General features: G+C 71.2%; 14 protein-coding genes. 7 read left to right on the top strand and 7 right to left on the bottom strand.

Annotation, left to right across the window (positions count from 1 at the left end; all coding sequences use genetic code 11):
- Positions 1-115: 115 nt before the first annotated feature.
- Complete coding sequence (locus ACWCPI_RS19000) at positions 116-586, top strand: DUF1203 domain-containing protein (RefSeq protein ID WP_451039195.1); 471 nt, start codon at positions 116-118, stop codon at positions 584-586.
- A 27-nt stretch (positions 587-613) separates the two neighbouring features.
- Here ACWCPI_RS19000 and ACWCPI_RS18995 read toward each other — a convergent pair whose 3' ends face one another.
- Positions 614-1630, bottom strand: coding sequence for an aspartate-semialdehyde dehydrogenase (locus tag ACWCPI_RS18995; RefSeq protein WP_451039194.1), 1017 nt, complete (start codon positions 1628-1630; stop codon positions 614-616).
- A 339-nt stretch (positions 1631-1969) separates the two neighbouring features.
- On the opposite strand from ACWCPI_RS18995, the gene ACWCPI_RS18990 reads away from it, so the two are divergent.
- Both ACWCPI_RS18990 and ACWCPI_RS18985 read left to right on the top strand, forming a co-directional pair.
- The gene (locus ACWCPI_RS18990) at positions 1970-2518 is read left to right on the top strand and encodes an RNA polymerase sigma factor (RefSeq protein WP_451039193.1); all 549 of its coding nucleotides are present in this window, start codon (positions 1970-1972) and stop codon (positions 2516-2518) included.
- 1 nt (position 2519) lies between these two features.
- The gene (locus ACWCPI_RS18985; protein WP_451039192.1) at positions 2520-3308 is read left to right on the top strand and encodes a hypothetical protein; all 789 of its coding nucleotides are present in this window, start codon (positions 2520-2522) and stop codon (positions 3306-3308) included.
- A gap of 49 nt (positions 3309-3357) precedes the next feature.
- On the opposite strand, the gene ACWCPI_RS18980 is transcribed toward ACWCPI_RS18985, so the two are convergent.
- The gene (locus ACWCPI_RS18980) at positions 3358-6642 is read right to left on the bottom strand and encodes a S8 family serine peptidase (RefSeq protein ID WP_451039191.1); all 3285 of its coding nucleotides are present in this window, start codon (positions 6640-6642) and stop codon (positions 3358-3360) included.
- 228 nt (positions 6643-6870) lie between these two features.
- Between ACWCPI_RS18980 and ACWCPI_RS18975 the strand changes: the two genes are divergently transcribed.
- From ACWCPI_RS18975 to ACWCPI_RS18965, 3 genes are all read left to right on the top strand, one after another.
- Positions 6871-7329, top strand: a complete 459-nt coding sequence (locus tag ACWCPI_RS18975) for an NUDIX hydrolase (RefSeq protein WP_451039190.1) — start codon at positions 6871-6873, stop codon at positions 7327-7329.
- 231 nt (positions 7330-7560) lie between these two features.
- Positions 7561-9345, top strand: coding sequence for a TIGR03767 family metallophosphoesterase (locus ACWCPI_RS18970; RefSeq protein WP_451039189.1), 1785 nt, complete (start codon positions 7561-7563; stop codon positions 9343-9345).
- Between the two features lie 99 nt (positions 9346-9444).
- Positions 9445-10632: a serine hydrolase domain-containing protein gene (locus ACWCPI_RS18965; protein WP_451039188.1), complete on the top strand. Its 1188-nt coding sequence runs from the start codon at positions 9445-9447 to the stop codon at positions 10630-10632.
- Positions 10633-10713: 81 nt separating this feature from the next.
- On the opposite strand, the gene ACWCPI_RS18960 is transcribed toward ACWCPI_RS18965, so the two are convergent.
- Together ACWCPI_RS18960 and pepN are read right to left on the bottom strand one after the other, a co-directional pair.
- Complete coding sequence (locus ACWCPI_RS18960; protein ID WP_388799378.1) at positions 10714-11775, bottom strand: hypothetical protein; 1062 nt, start codon at positions 11773-11775, stop codon at positions 10714-10716.
- Positions 11776-12055: 280 nt separating this feature from the next.
- Positions 12056-14635: an aminopeptidase N gene (gene pepN, locus ACWCPI_RS18955; protein WP_451039187.1), complete on the bottom strand. Its 2580-nt coding sequence runs from the start codon at positions 14633-14635 to the stop codon at positions 12056-12058.
- Positions 14636-14787: 152 nt separating this feature from the next.
- On the opposite strand from pepN, the gene ACWCPI_RS18950 reads away from it, so the two are divergent.
- Positions 14788-15432, top strand: a complete 645-nt coding sequence (locus ACWCPI_RS18950) for a mycothiol-dependent nitroreductase Rv2466c family protein (RefSeq protein WP_451039186.1) — start codon at positions 14788-14790, stop codon at positions 15430-15432.
- Between the two features lie 3 nt (positions 15433-15435).
- Here ACWCPI_RS18950 and ACWCPI_RS18945 read toward each other — a convergent pair whose 3' ends face one another.
- The 3 genes from ACWCPI_RS18945 to ACWCPI_RS18935 are packed head-to-tail and all read right to left on the bottom strand — an operon-like array spanning position 15436 to position 18175.
- The gene (locus ACWCPI_RS18945; RefSeq protein ID WP_451039185.1) at positions 15436-15669 is read right to left on the bottom strand and encodes a hypothetical protein; all 234 of its coding nucleotides are present in this window, start codon (positions 15667-15669) and stop codon (positions 15436-15438) included.
- On the bottom strand, positions 15669-16724 hold the full coding sequence (locus tag ACWCPI_RS18940; RefSeq protein WP_451039184.1) for a glycerophosphodiester phosphodiesterase family protein: 1056 nt from the start codon (positions 16722-16724) through the stop codon (positions 15669-15671). Before ACWCPI_RS18940 ends, ACWCPI_RS18945 begins: the two co-directional genes overlap by 1 nt.
- A 26-nt stretch (positions 16725-16750) precedes the next feature.
- Positions 16751-18175, bottom strand: coding sequence for an FGGY family carbohydrate kinase (locus ACWCPI_RS18935; protein ID WP_451039183.1), 1425 nt, complete (start codon positions 18173-18175; stop codon positions 16751-16753).
- Between the last annotated feature and the right edge of the window lie 73 nt (positions 18176-18248).

The raw sequence follows: 18248 nt of genomic DNA, 5'->3' as shown, positions 1-18248 counted from the left end.
TGGGGCCTCGCACGCGGATGTCAGGGCAACTCATGGGGATACCCCTCTACCGGAGCGGGACGCGACGTCCGGATCCCGCCAGCGGTCCGGGCCCGCGGGCACGAGTGTGGGGGTCATGACGACGTACACTGCACGCCCCGTAGCACCATCGGTCCTGACAGAACTGCGCACCGCCGACGACGCAGGCCGCCCGCTGTCCCCGTTCACCGACGAGGAGGGCGGGGCGCCGCTCAGGTGCTGCCTGCGCCGGAGCGGCCCGGGGGAGCGGATCGCACTCGTGTCCTACGCGCCCCTGCGCCGCTGGGCGGCCGAGACCGGTGTGGATCCCGGTGCCTACGACGAACAGGGCCCCGTCTTCATCCACGCCGAGGAGTGCGCGGGACCGGAGGGAGACGGTCGCCCGTTCGCGAACGCCCACCGGATCGTCCGCCGCTATTCCGCCGACGGACACATCCTGGGCGGACAGCTCGTGGCTGCCCCCGACGACGAAGCCCTGCGGAACGCCTTCGACGACCCGGCCGTGGCGCTCGTCCACGTCCGGGCCGTCGAGTACGGCTGCTTCCTCTACGAGGTGCGCAGGTCCTAGGGGTGCCTCGCAGGGCCTGGGTGCCTGCTAGCCCTTCAGCTCCGCCGCCACCAGCTCCGCGATCTGCACGGCGTTCAGCGCCGCGCCCTTGCGGAGGTTGTCGTTGGAGAGGAACAGGGCGAGGCCGTGCTCGACCGTCTCGTCGGTGCGGATGCGGCCGACGTACGACGGGTCCTGGCCGGCCGCCTGCAGCGGGGTCGGGACGTCGGTGAGCGCCACGCCGGGCGCGCCGGCCAGCAGCTCCTTGGCGCGCTCCACGCTGATCGGACGGGCGAAGCGGGCGTTGACCTGGAGGGAGTGGCCGGAGAAGACCGGGACGCGCACGCAGGTGCCCGAGACCTTCAGCTCGGGGATCTCAAGGATCTTGCGGGACTCGTGGCGGAGCTTCTGCTCCTCGTCGGTCTCGTTCAGACCGTCGTCGACGATCGAGCCGGCCATCGGCAGGACGTTGTACGCGATCGGCGCGACGTACTTGTTCGGCGCGGGGAACTCCGCCGCCGAGCCGTCGTGGGTCAGCTTGGGCGCGTCGTCGCCGACCTTCTTGACCTGCTCGAACAGCTCGTCGACGCCCGCGAGGCCCGAACCCGACACGGCCTGGTAGGTGGCGACGACCAGCGCCTGCAGGCCGGCCTCGGCGTGCAGCGGCTTCAGCACCGGCATCGCGGCCATCGTCGTGCAGTTCGGGTTGGCGATGATGCCCTTGGGGCGGTCGGCGATCGCGTGCGGGTTCACCTCGGAGACGACCAGCGGGACCTCGGGGTCGCGGCGCCAAGCCGAGGAGTTGTCGATCACCACGGCGCCCTGCGCGGCCACCTTCGGTGCCAGGGCCTTCGAGGTCGAGCCGCCCGCAGAGAACAGCACGATGTCCAGGCCGCTGTAGTCGGCCGTGGCCGCGTCCTCCACGGTCACGCCGTCCAGGACCGTCCCCGCCGAGCGGGCCGAGGCGAACAGGCGCAGCTCGGTGACCGGGAAGTCGCGCTCCGTGAGGATCCTGCGCATGACCGTGCCGACCTGACCGGTGGCTCCGACGATTCCGACCCTCACGGCGACTCCTTCTACGTGGCTTGTCTGTGTCTGCTGCATGGCCGAGGCATTTCCATCATGCGGTGCGCCTCGGCCCACCTGTCCAATTGTTTGACCGGGATGCTCGGACAATGGGACGCGACGGACCACGACCCCGGCTCCGCTTCTGCGGCTCCGACCCGGTCTGAGCTGGAGAAATTCCCCTCACGGTGGCCTCGCGCCGCAAGCTCACCTGCCCATCCGGCATCGGGCTACGCGAGTGTGTGACGTACGCCTCGGCCTGCCCCGCGAAAGTGCCGTGCCGTCCGCCGAACGTTTCCGCCCCTGCCGGCGTCACAGTCACAACACGGCGAGGGGAGGGTGGCTGTGCTGCGCAGAAAGGCCCGCCGCGGCCAGGGGGGCGGGGCCGTCCAGGGCGTCCTGGACGATCCGCTGGACGCGGCCCAGGAACGCCGGGTGCGAGCGGTGCTCGCGCTGGGCGGAGTGCCGCAGGCGGACCTGCCGGACGGGGTGCAGCAGGTCCGTCTGCGGCTGCTGGAACGGGCCGCGAGCGGTCGCGAGGCGCCGCGGGACGTGTCCGCGTGGGCGGCCGTCGTCGCCTCCAACCTTGCCATGGACTGGCACCGGGCCAAGAAGCGCCAGGAGCGGCTCGGCGAGCGGCTCGCCGCCCTGCGCGAGCCCGCACACCCCTCCGGCGAGGACACCAGCCTGCTCTCCCTCGCCGTCGCCCAGGGCCTGGACGAACTGCCCGACGCCCAGCGTCAGGTCCTCGTCCTGCGGTTCTACGCCGACCTGCCGGTGCGCGGGATCGCCGAGGAGCTCGGCATCCCCGAGGGCACGGTCAAGAGCAGGCTGCACACGGCGGTACGGGCCCTGCGTGCCCGCCTGCACGAGGACGAGGTGGTGTGACGTGACCGCCGAGAACGAAGGCCGTACCGGCCGCGACGGCTACGACGGCCGTACCGGTGCCGACGCGCTGATGGCCGCGATCACCGGCGAACCGCTGCCGGACGAGGCCCGCGCGGACGCCGCTCTGATGGCCGAGCACCGGTCGGCCACCGCCGATCTGGCGCTGCTGCGGCAGCAGCTGGAGATCATCGGGACCGCGCTGACCGCGGCCCCGGACCCGGCCCGGGAGCCGGAACCCGAACCTGTCCCCGCCCGGCTGCGACCGTCCTCCCGCGCGCGCCGGCGTGCGTTCACCCTCGCCTTCGGCACCCTCGCGGTGGCCGCCGTCGCCTCCGTGGTGACCGGCCTGGGCTGGCTGCTGTCCGAGGCCGGGGACGGTGGCCTGGCCTCGGGGAGCAGCGCCGACCAGGCGAGCAGCAAGCAGGCCGAGGCCGCATTCGGCACCTCTCGCTACCTCGCCTGCGCCCGTCTGGTCGCCGAGGGTGACGTCACCGCCGTGGTGTCGGTGCCGGGGACGGCACAGGAGAGGATCACCCTGAGCGTGACCCGCTCCTACTGGCCGGAGAAACCGGAGAAACCGGAGAAACCGGAGAAGCCGGGGAAGGGCCCCGACGAGGTGACCTTCCTGATGGAGGAGGACGCCGTCGGCAAGGGCGAGCACATCCTGGTCGGCATCCCCAGGCACGCGGCGGGCCCGGACTTCTGGGCCGTCGGGGAGCGGGACATCGCCCCCGAGCGGGAGTGGATCACCGCCAGGCTTCCCGAGGCGCGGAACCTCACCTGCGCATGACGAGGGGCGGGCGCCCGCACGGACGCCCGCCCCCTTGCCGTTCACCGGACTACGGCGTGACCTTCTCGATCTTCACGTTGCCCAGGCCCGCGACCGTGCCGCGCGCGTTGAGCAGCCGGACCTGCCCGAAGAACTCACGGCCCTCCGGAGCGGCCGCGAGCGCGGTGACGCTGCCGGAGACGGCGGCCGTCTCGCCCGTACCGAGCTTCACCGGCGCCGACTCGTCGACCGTGACGGTGCCGAGCGCGGCCGAGTAGAACACGTCCAGGTAGTCGTAGGCGGTCGAGCCGCCCGGCACCGCGTAGCCGACGACCTCGATGCGGTACTTCCCGGCCGCCGGCTTGGCGATCGAGACCGACTCCTCCGAGTCACCGTCGGCGGAGCTGCCCACCTGGGTGCCGGCCGCGTCGTAGACGACCAGGTCCAGGTCGGCGGCGGCGTCGGAGACGTTGCCGATGGTGACGTCGAGCGACGTGGCGCCCTCGGGCACGTCGACCGTGGTGGTCTGCGTGGCGCCCTCGGCGATCGTCGGACGCGTCGTCTTCGACGAGCCCAGCGGGCCGCCGGCCAGCTTGCCGTCGAGCGCGGCGTACTTGTTCGTCACCTTCCAGGAGGCGGTGGCCGGCGTGCCGACCTTGGCCTCGGGGACGGTCACGGTCTCCGGGTCGAAGGCCGCGCCGAGGACGGTGACGTCCAGCTTGTACGGGTTGTCGAGCAGCGGCGACGTACGGCGCGACTCGACCTCGATCTCCCAGACGCCGGGCTGCGGGTCGGCGTAGGAACGCACGTCCGGCTTGCAGCCGTTGCCGTTGTTGTAGTTGTTGTAGCAGTTCGGCGTGCCGGTCGGGTCGGACGGGGTGCCGTACGGGTGGATGGCGATGAACCGGGTCTGGCTCTTGTCCTTCAGCCCGCCGATCGCGACCTCCAGCGACGTGGCGCCCTCGGGCACGGTCACGAAGTAGTGCTTGGTGCTGTTGCGCTGCACCGAACCGGACGCCGAGTACGTGTACTTCAGCGGTGCCGCGACCACGACCGTGTTGAGGATCTGCTTGTCGATGCCCTCGGTGCGCGGGTCGTCGACCTCCAGGATGGCGCTCTTGATGCCGGCCGAGGACGGCTTGGCGGCGACCTGGACGGTGACCGGCTTGTTCAGGCCGAGCTTGATCTCGTCGGAGCCGACGATCCGGAAGGTGTCACCGGCGTTGTTCTCCAGGTGCAGCTCGTGCCGGATCGCCCGGTCCGCACCGGACGTACGGGTGATGGTGACGTCGTACGTCTTCTTCTGCCCGGCCTTCAGACCGCCCTCGCGGTCGTAGACGCCCGTGCCGAAGCCCGGCGTCTTCAGGAACTGGTCGATCGCGGTGTCCACCGGCGCCTTGACCGTGTACTCGTGGGCGGTGGCGCCGTCACGGATGGCGTCCCAGGCGTCCTCGACGTTGATGAGGCCCGCACCCTCCTCGTACGCCTGGACACCCTTGATGTGGTCGGCGGTCGAGGTCAGCGCGGTGCGCAGCTTCGCCGGGGTGAGGTCGATGTCCTTCTGCTTCGCGGCGCTCAGCAGCAGCGCGGCCGCGCCCGCGGCCTGCGGGGAGGCCATCGAGGTGCCCTGGAGCATGCCGTAGCCGGCCGGCAGCGAGTAGCCCGCCTCGGCGACCGGGGCGCCCGGCAGCCAGGTCTGGATGGTGTTGATCGCGGCGCCCGGGGCCGACAGGGTCGGGGTGAAGCCGCCGTCCTCACGCGGGCCGCGCGAGGAGAACGGCATCATCGCGTACTTCTTCTCCACGACCGAGCCGTAGTTGGCGGCCCAGGTCTCCTTGGAGACGGTCGCGCCGACCGAGATGACCTTGCTGGACAGGGCCGGGTCGCCGATGGTGTTGGCGCCGGGGCCGGAGTTGCCCGCCGAGATCACCAGCTGCACGCCGTAGGTGTCGATGAGGCGCGTGTACAGCTCCGAGCGCGCGTTGTTGCCGTCGTTCAGGGCCGGCAGACCGCCGATGGACATGTTGACGATGTCGACGCCGCGGTTGACGACGAGGTCGATCATGCCCTCGGTGAGCGCGACGTTGGTGCAGCCGCCGGTCCAGGTGCAGGCACGGGAGGCGACGAGCTTGGCGCCGGGCGCCGCGCCGTTCATCTCGCCGCCGAACAGGCCGTTGGCGGCGGTGATGCCGGCGACGTGCGTGCCGTGCTCGGACTCGATGACGCCGATGTTGACGAAGTCGGCCTTCTTGCCGACCCAGGTCCCGCCCAGCGGGTCCATCGGCACGTCCTTGCGGATCTGCACGACGAACGGCTGGCGCTCGGCGACGTCGGTGGACGGGTCGTCGGTGCCGAAGTACCCGATCTGGAAGCCGTCCTTGTACGGCTTCATCGGGGTGTCGTCACCGAAGTCGTTGTTGTTGTTGAGGTCCACCCGGACGGTGCCGTTCGCGGCGTCGTACAGGACGCCCCAGGAGTCGGTCTTGTCGCCGTCACGGTTGGCGTCGCCCGCCGCGTCGCCGCCGGTGGTGTACGACTCCAGGAAGGTGCTGACCTGGTAGGAACCGGCCGGCGCGGTCCAGGTCTTGCCGCTGTAGGTGAAGGTGGGCCCGGAGACGGAGGTCACCATCGGGCGCCAGGTACGGTCGTTGTCGACCAGCGGGTCGGTGGCGGTGACCCAGTCGACGATCTTGCGCTCACCGGTCGTGGTCTTCTGCAGCGCGGGGTGGCCGAGGTCGACGCCGGAGTCGAGGATGCCGATGGTGATGCCGCGGCCGTCCGCCTTCGGGTGGTCCTCGACGAAGTCGACGGCGCCGGTCTCGAAGGACGGGTTGTACGGGTTCTCGGCCGGCGTCTTCTTGCCCGGAGCCGGGTAGGTCGCCGCGCCGGCCGTCGACGCCTCGGTGTCGACGGCGGGGTCGTCCAGGGGTATCTCCTCGCGCAGGTCGATGCCGTGCACCGAGGAGAGCTTCGTGGCGGCCGCGATGGCCGAGTCGGCCTTGGCGGTGGGCACGGTGGCCCGGACGTAGCCGAGCTTGTCGTAGGTGCGGCCCACAGAGCCGACCGCGTCCAGCTCGTCGGCGACCTTCTCGGTCTGACCGGGCGCGGTCGCGATCATCATCGTGACGTTCTTGTCGCCGTCCGCCTTGGCCTCGGCGAGGAGGTCGGCGTCGCTCGAACCGAGCTTGTCGTGAGCGGACTTGACGCTCGGGTCCGCCGCGGGAACGGGGTCCGCGGCGACGGCCGTGGATATCGGCCCGGCCGCGGAGAGCGCGGCGACGAGACCGGCGGCCAGGGCTGTGCGGACCGCGCGTCTCGGACCCGGCTTCGGATCGCGCTGGGGGGTGAGGGTCATCGGCATCCCTTGTTGGTAAAGGAGCATCGGTCGTCCGGTATGCGATCCCGGACGACCGCACAGCCTTACGCAAGGGAAGGATGTTTGGGAAGAGTTGACCGAATCGAAATGGAGAGGTGGGGGAAACCCCCTGTGCATACCGGGCGAGAAGCCAGGAAGGCGGGCAAGTCGCCCGAACGGCACTTATATTCGCCTGCCGACTCGCCGACGGCCGACTAACGTCCCCATGTGCGGAAGAAGTTGAGGGTGGCGGCCTACGCCATATGCGTACGTGACGGACAACTCCTCCTCGCCCGGTCCCCGGCGCCCCGCGGCGGCTTCGAGTGGGTGCTGCCGGGCGGTGGCATGGAGCACGGCGAGGACCCCTACGACACGGTCGTGCGGGAGCTGGAGGAGGAGACCGGCTACCTCGTCGAACCCACCGGCCTGCTCGGCATCGACTCCTCCCACCGGGTCTTCCCGGGCCGCTTCGGCAGAGGGGTCGACCACCACGGCGTACGGCTCGTCTACGAGGCCAGGATCACCGGCGGCGACCTGCGCCACGAGGTGAACGGCTCCACGGACATGGCCGCCTGGCACCCCCTCGACGACGTGCCGGGCCTGACCCGGGTCCGGATGGTCGACCTGGGGCTGTCGCTGTGGCGGGAGCGGCCGGCCGTGGGACGGATCCAGAACCCGGGGAGATAGCTGCACTACCCCGGAAAATGAACGGGGAGTGACCGTGTCCCGGCCGTTCGAGGAGCGGCCGTGGACGCGGAAGGTAGTCCAAGATCCACGTACGGTGATCGGCGCTGCCCGTTGCGGCCGTGTTCACACGCAGGTCACCCCCGGTGCCAACGATCCCTGGTGAGCGGGACGTTTCGCGGAAGCGAAAGCCCGCGACCACTGCCGACGCGTTCGCACTCGGGGAGATCGCGCATGTCGCGCATACGCTCTGTCGCCAGCTCCGCGCTGGGGATCCACCGCCGAACCCTGCTCGCCGCGACCGGGGCGGTGACCCTCTCCGCGGGCGTCGGCCACGCCCTGCGGCCCACCGACAGCCAGGCCGCCACGACCACGGGCACCACGGGCGTGGCGGGCGTCGGCGATGCCGCCGCCGAGGCCCCCGTCGGCGTCTCCCGCAGGCTCCCGGTGGCGCTCGCCCCCTACACCCGGGGCACGACCCTCGCCGACGTCGCCACCCCGGTCGGCGGCTCCGGCTACCGCCGCCTGGGGGACGGCCCCGGCTGGCGGCGGATCGTCCGCGAGGACCTGGCCGCGCCGAAGACGGGGCGCGCGAACCGGCGTACGGCGCTCGCCGCCTTCGTCCAGCTCACCGATCTGCACCTGATCGACGCACAGCACCCGCTCCGGCTGGAGTACCTGCGCGCCACGGACGTTCACGCCTGGCGACCGCAGGAGGCGCTGACCGTGCCGGGCGCGGTGGCGCTCGTCGAGAGGATCAACGCGCTGCGCGGCGGCCCCGTCACCGGCGCCCCGCTGCACTTCGCCATGACCACCGGCGACAACACCGACAACAACTGCAGATCCGAGCTGGAGTGGTTCCTGACGGTGATGAGCGGCGGCCGGGTCACCCCGAACACCGGTGATCCCCGGCACTACGAGGGCGTCCAGAGCAGCGGTCTGAAGCTCTACTGGCAGGCCGACGACAGCGTCCGCGACGCCGACAAGCAGCTCGGCTTCCCGCACATCGAGGGCTATCTGGCCGCCGCGATACGCGAACTGCGCAGCCCCGGCCTGAACATCCCCTGGTACTCGACGGTCGGCAACCACGACGCGATGCCGCTCGGCACCTACGCCTCGCACGGCGACTCCTACCTGACCGACCTCGCCGTCGGCGGCAAGAAGCTGATGAACGTCTCGGCGGCCGACGCCAAGAAGCTCCAGGACTCCCTCAAGCAGGACAAGGACCCCAGGGGCACGGTCTTCAAGGACTTCCTCAAGGCCCACGCCCGCTCGATGCGCTCGGTCACGCCCGACGAGAGCCGGGCCCCGTTCACGCCCAGGGAGTACCTGCGGGCCCACCTGGACCCGGTGTTCCGAGGCCACGGCCCGGTCGGGCACGGCTACTCGACGGCCAACCTGGACGCGGGCACCCAGTACTACAGCTTCCGCATCGCCGACGACGTCATCGGCATCAGCCTCGACACCACCGACCCGGGCGGGCACTACGAAGGGTCCATCGGGGCGGCGCAGTTCCGGTGGCTCGACAGGACGCTGCGGGACCACGAGGACTCGTACGCGATCATCTTCAGCCATCACACCAGCGAGACGATGGACAACCTCCGCCGCGACCCGGCCCGCCCCGGTGAGCGGCGGGTGGGCGGCGCGGAGGTGGTGGAGCTGCTCGCGAGCCACCGCAACGTGCTCGCCTGGGTGAACGGCCACATCCACAAGAACGTCATCACCCCGCGCTCCGGCGCCGCCGGCGGCTCCTTCTGGGAGATCTCCACCGCCTCCCACGTCGACTTCCCGCAGCTCGCCCGGATCATCGAGGTGGTGGACAACAAGGACGGCACGCTCTCCCTCTTCACCACCCTGATCGAGTCCTCGGCCCCGCACCGCACGGACTTCGCCGACCTCTCCCAGACGGGCCTGGCCGCCCTCTACCGGGAGCTCTCCCTGAACGCCCCCGGCGCGCGCACGACGCTGGCGGGCGACCGCCGGGACCGCAACACCGAGCTCGTGCTGAAGAAGGGCTGAAACACGCTCAACTGGGGTTCACCGTCTCAACCTTCGTCGCACCCGCCCGGTCTCTCCCCCTGACCCCGCTCGACGTGAGCGGTCAGAAGGGGGAGAGACATGAGCGTACGTACGAAACGAGCGGCCCTGGTGGCGGGGACTGCTGTGGCGCTGTCCGTGGCCCTCGTGGCCCCCGCGGTGGCGGCGGGGACCGCCGGAGCGGACCACGGGGCGACCCGCAAGGCCGTCGAGGCCGCGGTCGGGGCCGGAGTCCCCGGCGTGACGGCGACGGCGAAGGACACGAAGGGCACCTGGTCGGCCACGGCAGGGGTCGGCAACCTCAGGACGGGGAAGCCGCGTTCGGCCGACGACCGCTACCGGGTGGGCAGCATCACCAAGACCTTCGTGGCCACGGTGCTGCTCCAGCTGGAGGCGGAGGGCAGGCTGTCGCTGGACGACACGGTGGACAGGTGGCTGCCGGGCGTGGTCGAGGGCAACGGCCACGACGGCGGCCGCGTCACCCTCCGCCAGCTTCTCAACCACACCAGCGGCATCTTCAACTACACGGCGGACGACGACTTCGGCCGCACGTACTTCCTCAAGGAGGGCTTCTTCGAGCACCGCTACGACACCAAAACGCCCGAAGAGCTGGTCGCGGTCGCCATGACCCACGAACCGGACTTCGAGCCGGGCGCGTCCTGGAACTACTCCAACACCAACTACGTCCTGGCCGGCATGGTGATCGAGAAGGTCACGGGCCGCCCGTACGGCACCGAGATCCGCGAGCGCCTCGTCGAACCCCTGAAGCTGAGGGCCACGACCGTTCCCGGCACCCGTGTGACGGTGCCGCGGCCCAGCAGCCGCGCCTACTCCAAGCTGGCCGAGACGGCGACGGGTCCGACGTACGACGTGACGAGGATCAACCCGTCGCTGGCCTGGGCGGCCGGTGAGATGATCTCCGACTCCAAGGACCTCAACCGCTTCTACACAGCTCTCCTGCGCGGCAGGCTCCTGCCGCGCGAGCAGCTGAACGAGATGACCACGACCATCCCCGTCGACGAGGCGCACTCCTACGGCCTCGGCCTGATGAGTACCGAGCTGAGCTGCGGCGTCACCGTCTGGGGTCACGGCGGTGGCATCCACGGCTCCATATCCGAGGCGCTCACGACCCGGGACGGCCGGCACTCCCTCGCCTTCAACTTCAACGGCGACTGGTCGGGGGACACGACGGCGGTGACCGAGGCGGAGTTCTGCGGGAAGGCCACGGCCACCGGGCGTACCGCGACGCGCGGCCCGGACCTCAGCTGACGGCACGAGGTGGGGCCGCCCGGACCTTCCGGCCGGGCGGCCCCTCCTCTCCCCTCCTGGTGCTGTGCTCCCGGTCCGTCACTACCGGGGCAGCACCACGACGTACGCGGCCGGATCGCGGTCCGCCGCCGCCATCAGGGCGGTACGGACCACCGCCGCCTGCTGCTCCATCGACTCCCGCAGCTTCTTCGGGGTGATGTACACGACCGTGATGCCGAGCCGCTCCAGATGCTCGCGCTTGCGGACGTACTCCGACCACAGGGCGTCCTCGTCCTGCCGGTGACCCTGGCGGGGGGCCCGCGTGTCCAGCTCCACCGCCACGGCCTGCTCCGGCCAGTAGGCGTCCAGGCCGCCGAGGTGGGGGCCGCCGGGCAGGCGCAGGTCGACGTTCCAGACGGGGTCGGGCAGGGCGTGGTCGCGGACCATCTCGTACAGGCGGTCCTCCGCGATCGCGCGGCCCTCGGCGAGCAGCGAGTCCACCGCGTCCACCACGTGCGGCCGGGACAACAGCTTCGCCTGGTTCAACTCCCGTACCACCGAAGCCGGTTCGCAGTGACCGCCGCGGACGGCCTCGGTCAGCAGCCGGCGTACGGCCCCCGCGTCCGTCAGTTCGGCGACCGCGTCGGCGAGGGCCCGCGGAACCGGTGCCACCGGCAGGCCCGTCACCTGCTCGGGCTGGGGGAGCGCGGGGGTGCGCAGCAGGCGGGCGCAGCCTGCGGAGCGCAGCCGGCGCATACGGGGGACCAGGACGTCGATCGTGTCCAGCGCGGTCAGTGGCGGCGTCGCCGCGAAGCCGTGCAGGGTCAGTGCGGCGAGCCCCGTGATCACCGCGTCGGGGTAGCGGGGGGCGGCGTGGCCCTCGCCCGCGTTCGGCTGCGACGGCACCCCGGACGCCCGTTCCCGTGCCGCGTACATCAGCACCGCGTGCAGGCGCTCCTCGCTGGTCGGCGGGCCGGGGTGGAGCAGGAAGACGCCGGGCAGGAACTGCTGCCAGGGGCCGCCGGGGCGGCAGTGCTCGTTCGTCTCGGAAGGCTGGACACCGTGCGACTTCAGCTGCGCCGCCGTCATGACACGGCGGTGCACCTCGGAGAGGTGGCGCAGCGGGCGGGGGGAGAGCGGGGGGAGCGGGGCGTTGTGGTTCATGCCCCGGAGGTTCCCGCGTCCCGTCCGCCTCCTAACCGCTGTTACACGGTCGTCGACAAATACGGACAACCCAGTACTAAAGGACGGGTGTTCGGATGCCGAGTAGGCACGGAAAACCCCTGGTCCGTTCGGGTTGGACCAGGGGTTACGGCTGCTATTGCCTGAATTCCGTAACGGTCACGGAGGGCCGTGATCGTTGGCCAAAGGTCTTGTGCGGTTGACGGCGCTCGGGACGGCGCGTTCGCCTACGGGGCGCTGCCGGCCGGCGCGCCCCTACGGCTCACTGGTGTGCCGCGTCGCACGCCTGCCCCCGCAGCCCCCGCGCCAGATCGTCCCGCGCCTCCAGCACCAGCCGCCGCAGTGCCGGGGCCGCGTCCTCGTGGGCCGCGAGCCAGGCGTCCGCGGCGTCCAGCGTCGCGGGCGAGTGCTGGAGCGCGGGGAACAGGCCCCGGACCACGTCCATGCCGATCTGGATGGACCGCTCGGACCACACCCGCTCGATGGCCGCGAAGTACTTCTCGGCGTACGGCGCGAGCAGCTCCCGCTGGTTCGCCTGCGCAAAGCCGGCGATGGTCGCCTCGACCAGGGCGTTGGACAGCGCGTCCGACTCGACGACCTGCGCCCACGCCTGGGCCTTCACCGCCTCGGACGGCCGGGCGGCGAGGCAGCGCACCTGGTGGCGCCGGCCGGACGCGGTGTCGTCCCGGGCCAGTTCGGCCGCCAGCGCCGACTCGTCGACGACGCCGTGCGCGGCCAGCGGCTCCAGGAACGCCCAGCGCAGCTCCTGGTCGACGTCGAGACCGTCGATGGAGGCCGTACCGTCGAGCAGGCCGGTCAGCAGTTCCAGCCCCGGCTCATCGGTCACCCGGGCGAAGAACCGCGCCATCGCCAGCTGGTGTTCGCTGCCCGGCTCGGCGGCGTACAGCTGGGCCAGGGTGCCCTGCCTCAGCAGCTCGGCGCCCTGCGCCCGCCACTTCGGCGCCGCGTAGTTCGTCAGCGCCGACTCGGCCCAGGCGTGCAGCATCTGCAGGACGCCGATGTCGGACTCCCGGTGCGCGAACTCCAGCACCAGGCCGATGAACTCGCGCGCCGGCAGCAGCGCGTCCCGCGTCATGTTCCACAGCGCCGACCAGCACAGGGCGCGGGCCAGCGGATCGGTCAGGTCGCCGAGGGCGACACGCAGCGTCGCCAGCGACGTCTCGTCGAAACGCGTCTTGCAGTACGTCAGGTCGTCGTCGTTGACCAGCACCAGCTCCGGTGCCTCGGCGCCCGCCAGCTCCGCCACCACCGTCCGCGGCCCGTCGACGTCCACCTCGGCGCGCGCGTACCGGGCCAGCTCGCCGCCCTCGCCGCGCCGGTACAGGCCCACGGCCACCCGGTGCGGACGCAGCTCCGGGTGCGACTCGGCGGCCTCCTGCACCACCGCCAGCTCGCTCACCCGGCCCTCGGGGTCCAGCAGCACCTGCGGCGTCAGCGAGTTCACGCCCGCCGTCTGCAGCCAGGACCGCGCCCAGGCGGTCATGTCCCGGCCACTGGTCTCCTCCAGCACCGACAGCAGGTCACCGAGGCGCGTGTTGCCGTACGCGTGCCGCTTGAAGTAGCGCCGCGCGCCCTCCAGGAACGCGTCCTGGCCGACGTACGCCACGAGCTGCTTCAGGACGGAGGCGCCCTTGGCGTAGGTGATGCCGTCGAAGTTCAGCTTCGCGTCCTGCAGGTCGCGGATGTCCGCGGTGATCGGGTGCGTGGAGGGCAGCTGGTCGGCGCGGTACGCCCAGGCCTTGCGGCGGTTGGCGAAGGTGATCCAGGCGTCCTTGAAACGGGTCGCGCCGACGCTCGCGAACGTGCCCATGAAGTCCGCGAAGGACTCCTTCAGCCACAGGTCGTCCCACCACACCATGGTGACCAGGTCGCCGAACCACATGTGCGCCATCTCGTGCAGGATGACGTTCGCCCGGCCCTCGTAGGAGGTGCGGGTCACCTTCCCGCGGAAGATGAACTCCTCGCGGAAGGTGACCATCCCCGGGTTCTCCATCGCGCCGAGGTTGTACTCCGGCACGAACGCCTGGTCGTACTTGCCGAAGGGGTACGGGTAGTCGAAGTGGTCGTGGAAGAAGTCCAGGCCCTGCTTGGTGACCAGGAAGACGTCCTCGGCGTCGAAGTGGGGCGCCAGCGCCTTGCGGCACATCGCGCCCAGGGGGACCTCCAGGGTCGTGCCGTCGTCGAAGGTGCGTGTGTAGGAGTCCGTGACGTAGTGGTACGGGCCCGCCACCACGCAGGTGATGTACGTCGAGATCGGCTTGGTCTCCGCGAACCGCCACGTCCCGTCGGCCAGTTCACCGGCCCCGTTGCTCCACACGGTCCACCCCTCGGGTGCCCGCACCTCGAAGCGGAACGGTGCCTTGAGGTCCGGCTGCTCGAAATTGGCGAAGACACGGCGGGAGTCGGCCGGCTCGTACTGGGTGTACAGGTACACCTCGCCGTCCTCGGGGTCGACGAAGCGGTGCAGGCCCTCGCCGGTGCGGGAGTAGGCGCACTGGGCGTCGACGGTCAGCTCGTTGTCGGCGGCCAGGTCCTCCAGGACGATCCGTGAACCGTCGAAGACCTCGCTCGGGTCCAGGTCCTTGCCGTTGAGGGAGACGGCCGTCACGCTCGGCGCGATCAGGTCCGCGAAGCTGGTGGCGCCGGGCTCGGCGCAGCGGAAGCGGATGGTGGTGACCGAGCGGAACGTGCGCGGCGCCTGGCTCCCGGCGTCCCGGTCGCCGACGGCCGAACGCACGTCCAGGGACACGTCGTACCCGTCGACGGACAGCAGGGCGGCCCGCTCACGGGCCTCGTCACGGGACAGATTCTCACCGGGCACGGGCGGCGCTCCCTCGGGTGGTGTTCAGTATGCGGACGGACGGTCCCGATCCTGCCATGCGCTCCGCCCGCGCGGCACCGGGGAATGGCATGCCGGGCGGCGGCGTTGCCCCAGACGTTGCGCGGACACACGCCTGCCTCATGAGGAGAGACATGTCGGAGAAGACCCCCGTCGACTTCTGGTTCGACCCGCTGTGCCCCTGGGCCTGGATGACCTCCCGCTGGGTGCTGGAGGTGGAGAAGGTCCGTGACATCGAGGTGCGTTGGCACATCATGAGCCTGGCCGTGCTGAATGAGGACAAGCTGGATGAACTGCCCGAGGAGTACCGCGAGATGCTCGCCACGCACGCGTGGAAGCCGGTACGCGTGGTGACCGCCGCCTGGCAGAAGCACGGCGACGACGTCCTCGGCCCCCTCTACACCGCGCTCGGCACCCGCTTCCACAACAACGGCGAGGGCCCGACCACCGAGGCCATAGCCGGCGCCCTCGCCGACGCCGGGCTGCCCGCCGATCTGATCGACTACGCCGACCAGGAGGACTTCGAGTTCGACGCCGAACTGCGCGCCTCCCACAAGGAGGGCATCGACAAGGTCGGCCAGGAGGTCGGCACGCCGGTCATCGCCGTCCCCGGCGCCGACGGTGAGCAGCTCGCCTTCTTCGGTCCGGTCGTCACCCCCGCTCCCAAGGGCGAGGATGCCGCCAGGCTCTGGGACGGCACCCTCGCCGTGGCCTCCGTGCCGGGCTTCTACGAGATCAAGCGCACCCGGACGAAGGGGCCGGACTTCAGCAACCTGTAGGGGTCACTCCTGGGCCGCGGCCTTCTCCTCGCGGAACCTCTCGGGGAGCAGGCCGCGGTCGTACTTGTTGAGGTGGCGGTAGTACGTCAGGCACCCCTTGGCCATGCAGCGCCAGAGGTTGTCCACGTGATAGCCGTCCCCTTTGTCCGCCCGGATCGCCGCCTTCTCCTCGCCGTTGACGAGCCGGAAGTCCTGCATCCCGCCGCAGGTCGGGCACGCCAGCCTGAACGTCCTCATCAGCCCCTCCTAGCCATCACCGCCAGATCGGGGAAGTCGGTCACCACCGCGTCGACTCCCAGTGCGTAGTACAGCGCGTACTCCGCGAACGCGTCCCCGAAATCGTTCGCTCCGCTGCCACGCCGGAACCGGGCGGGCAGGAACTGGTTCTCCGCCCGGAAGGTGTACGGCCCGATCCGCAGCCCCGCGGCATGCGCGTCCGCGACGAGGGAGGAGGCGGCGACCGACGACTTGTCCGGCCCGATCCAGTCCGCGTACTCGGCGATCCGCGCCAGCCCCGCCGGGGCCATCATGTCCTCGTACGTCGTCGGATCACCGGCCGAGACCAGGTCGTACGGCCCACCCGTGGTCCCCAGCGCCTGCCACAGCGGCACCTTCAGCTGCTCCGCTGCCATCCGCCGCAGGCTCGTCGGCTCGAAGGACTGCACGACGCACTCGCGCGGACCGAGCCGGTTGCGGCGGATGGCGGAGGCCAGCTTCGGCTCCAGCGGCAGGCCGATCGAGCGGAAGTACGTCGGATGCTTGGTCTCCGGGAAGACGGCGATCGTACGGCCGTACGCCCTCGACAGCCGCCGCGCCAGATCCACCACCTCCTGGAAGGTGAGCACCTCCTCGCGGCCGTCGAACACCGTGTTCCGGTTGCGCACCAGCGGCAGTCGCTCCACCGCCCGCAGCGTCTTCAGCTCCGCCAGCGTGAAGTCCTCCGTGAACCAGCCGGTCACCGACCGCCCGTCCACCGTCTTCGTCGTACGGCGCCCCGCGAACTCCGGACGCGCGGCCACGTTCGTGGTCTGCGAGATCTCGTTCTCGTGCCGGACCACCAGCACATGGTCCTTCGTCGGCACCAGGTCCGGTTCTATCCAGTCGGCGCCGGTCTGCACGGCGTACGTGTACGAGGCCGCCGTGTGCTCCGGACGCCAGCCGGCCGCGCCGCGGTGGCCGATGACGAGCGGATGCCGGGCGGGCGCGGGTCGCTCGGCCGCCTGTGCCGGGAGGGCCGTGGCCGCCGGGGCCGCGGCGGCCGCGAGCAGCAGGGAACGACGTCTGAGGTGCATGTGACTCCCTTGTGTCGTCGGGTCGTTCACGCGTGTGCTGTGTGCCGCGCCCGGGCCAGCCGGGCCAGATGGTCCTGGTAGGCCCTCGCGTAGTACGCCGCCCGCTCGGCGTCGGGCTCGACGAGAGCCGTCGGCTCGGTCCAGGCCGCCGTGTCCAGGTCGAGACCGAACCGCGAGGCCGCCGCCAGCACAGCCCCCCGGGCCCCCACCTCGCCCTCGACGACCCTGAGCGGCCGGCCCAGCACGTCGGCGAGCAGCCGCATCCAGGCGGGGCTGCGCGTGCCGCCGCCGCACACGGCGAGCGAGCCGGTCAGCCCCGCCGCCTCCAGGCAGTGGCGGGCCGCGAAGCCGATGCCCTCGCAGGTCGCGCGGATCAGGTCGGCCTTCGTGGACTCCAGGCACACCCCGGTGAGCTCGGCGCGCAGCCGAGGCTCGACGAAGGGCGCGCGCTCGCCCGACGGCGCGAAGTACGGCAGCACACGGACACCGTGCGCACCGGGCGGGGTCTCGGCCAGCAGCCCGTCGACCTCCTCGTGCCGGACGCCCGTCGTCGACAGCACCCAGTCCAGCGCCGCCGTACCGACCATCGCGGGCATCGCACGCAGCCAGTACCCGGGGCGGTCGGTACTGATGTACAGGCCGGCGGGCTCGCCGGTCAGGTCCAGGTCGGTCGTCGCGACCAGGCTGGCCAGGCAGGTGCCGACGATGAGGAGACCGTCGCCGGGGGAGGTCACCCCCGCCCCCAGTGCGCAGGCCGGCAGATCGTACGGGCCGTTCGAGATCCGGGTGCCGGGCGGCAGGCCCTCGCCGCGCGTGCGCGCCGTCGCGATCGGGTCGCTGACGGGGGCGAGGAGGCCACGGCGACGGGTCAGGCCCAGCAACTCGACGACCCGGTTGTCGTACGTACGCGTACGCGGGTCCAGGAACGGCATCGACGCGTCCGAGACGTCGGTTGCCGGACCTGCTCCCGTCAGGCGCTGGAACACCATGTCCTTGCAGTACAGGGCGGCCTTCGCGGCATCCAGTGCCTTCGGCTCACGACTGTCCAGCCAGGCGAGGAGTGGGCCCGGACAGCCCGGGAACATCGCGCTGCCGGTGCGCCGGAACACCGTCTCGAAGGTGCCGTCGGCCAGCCAGCGGGCGAGGAGTTCATGCGCCCGGCCGTCCATCCAGGAGGCGGCCGGGCGTACCGGGCGTCCCTCGGCGTCCACCAGCCAGACGCCGTCGCCCTGGCCGGTGAGGCCGGCGAGCTCGACCGGTTCCGGGACGCGGGCGGTCACCTCGGCGAGTACGGCGACGACCGCGCCGTACACCTCGTCCATGTCCTGCTCGACGACCCCGTCGTGCAGGGTGAGGTCCACCGGGCGGGAGGCCACGGCCAGTTCACGGCCGGTGTGGTCGAAGGCGGCGGCTTTCACCGTGGACGTGCCTACATCGATACCGACGTACATTCCAACCCACCTCTTCTGGTTCGGTCGGCTGTCAAGTGCCTCGTGCGGCTGGTGTGCCGAACTGTCCGGCTCG

It is taken from the genome of Streptomyces sp. NPDC001920 (assembly GCF_053594495.1).
The sequence above is the reverse complement of the archived record's forward strand: the minus strand, read 5'-3'. Positions and strand labels throughout refer to the sequence as shown.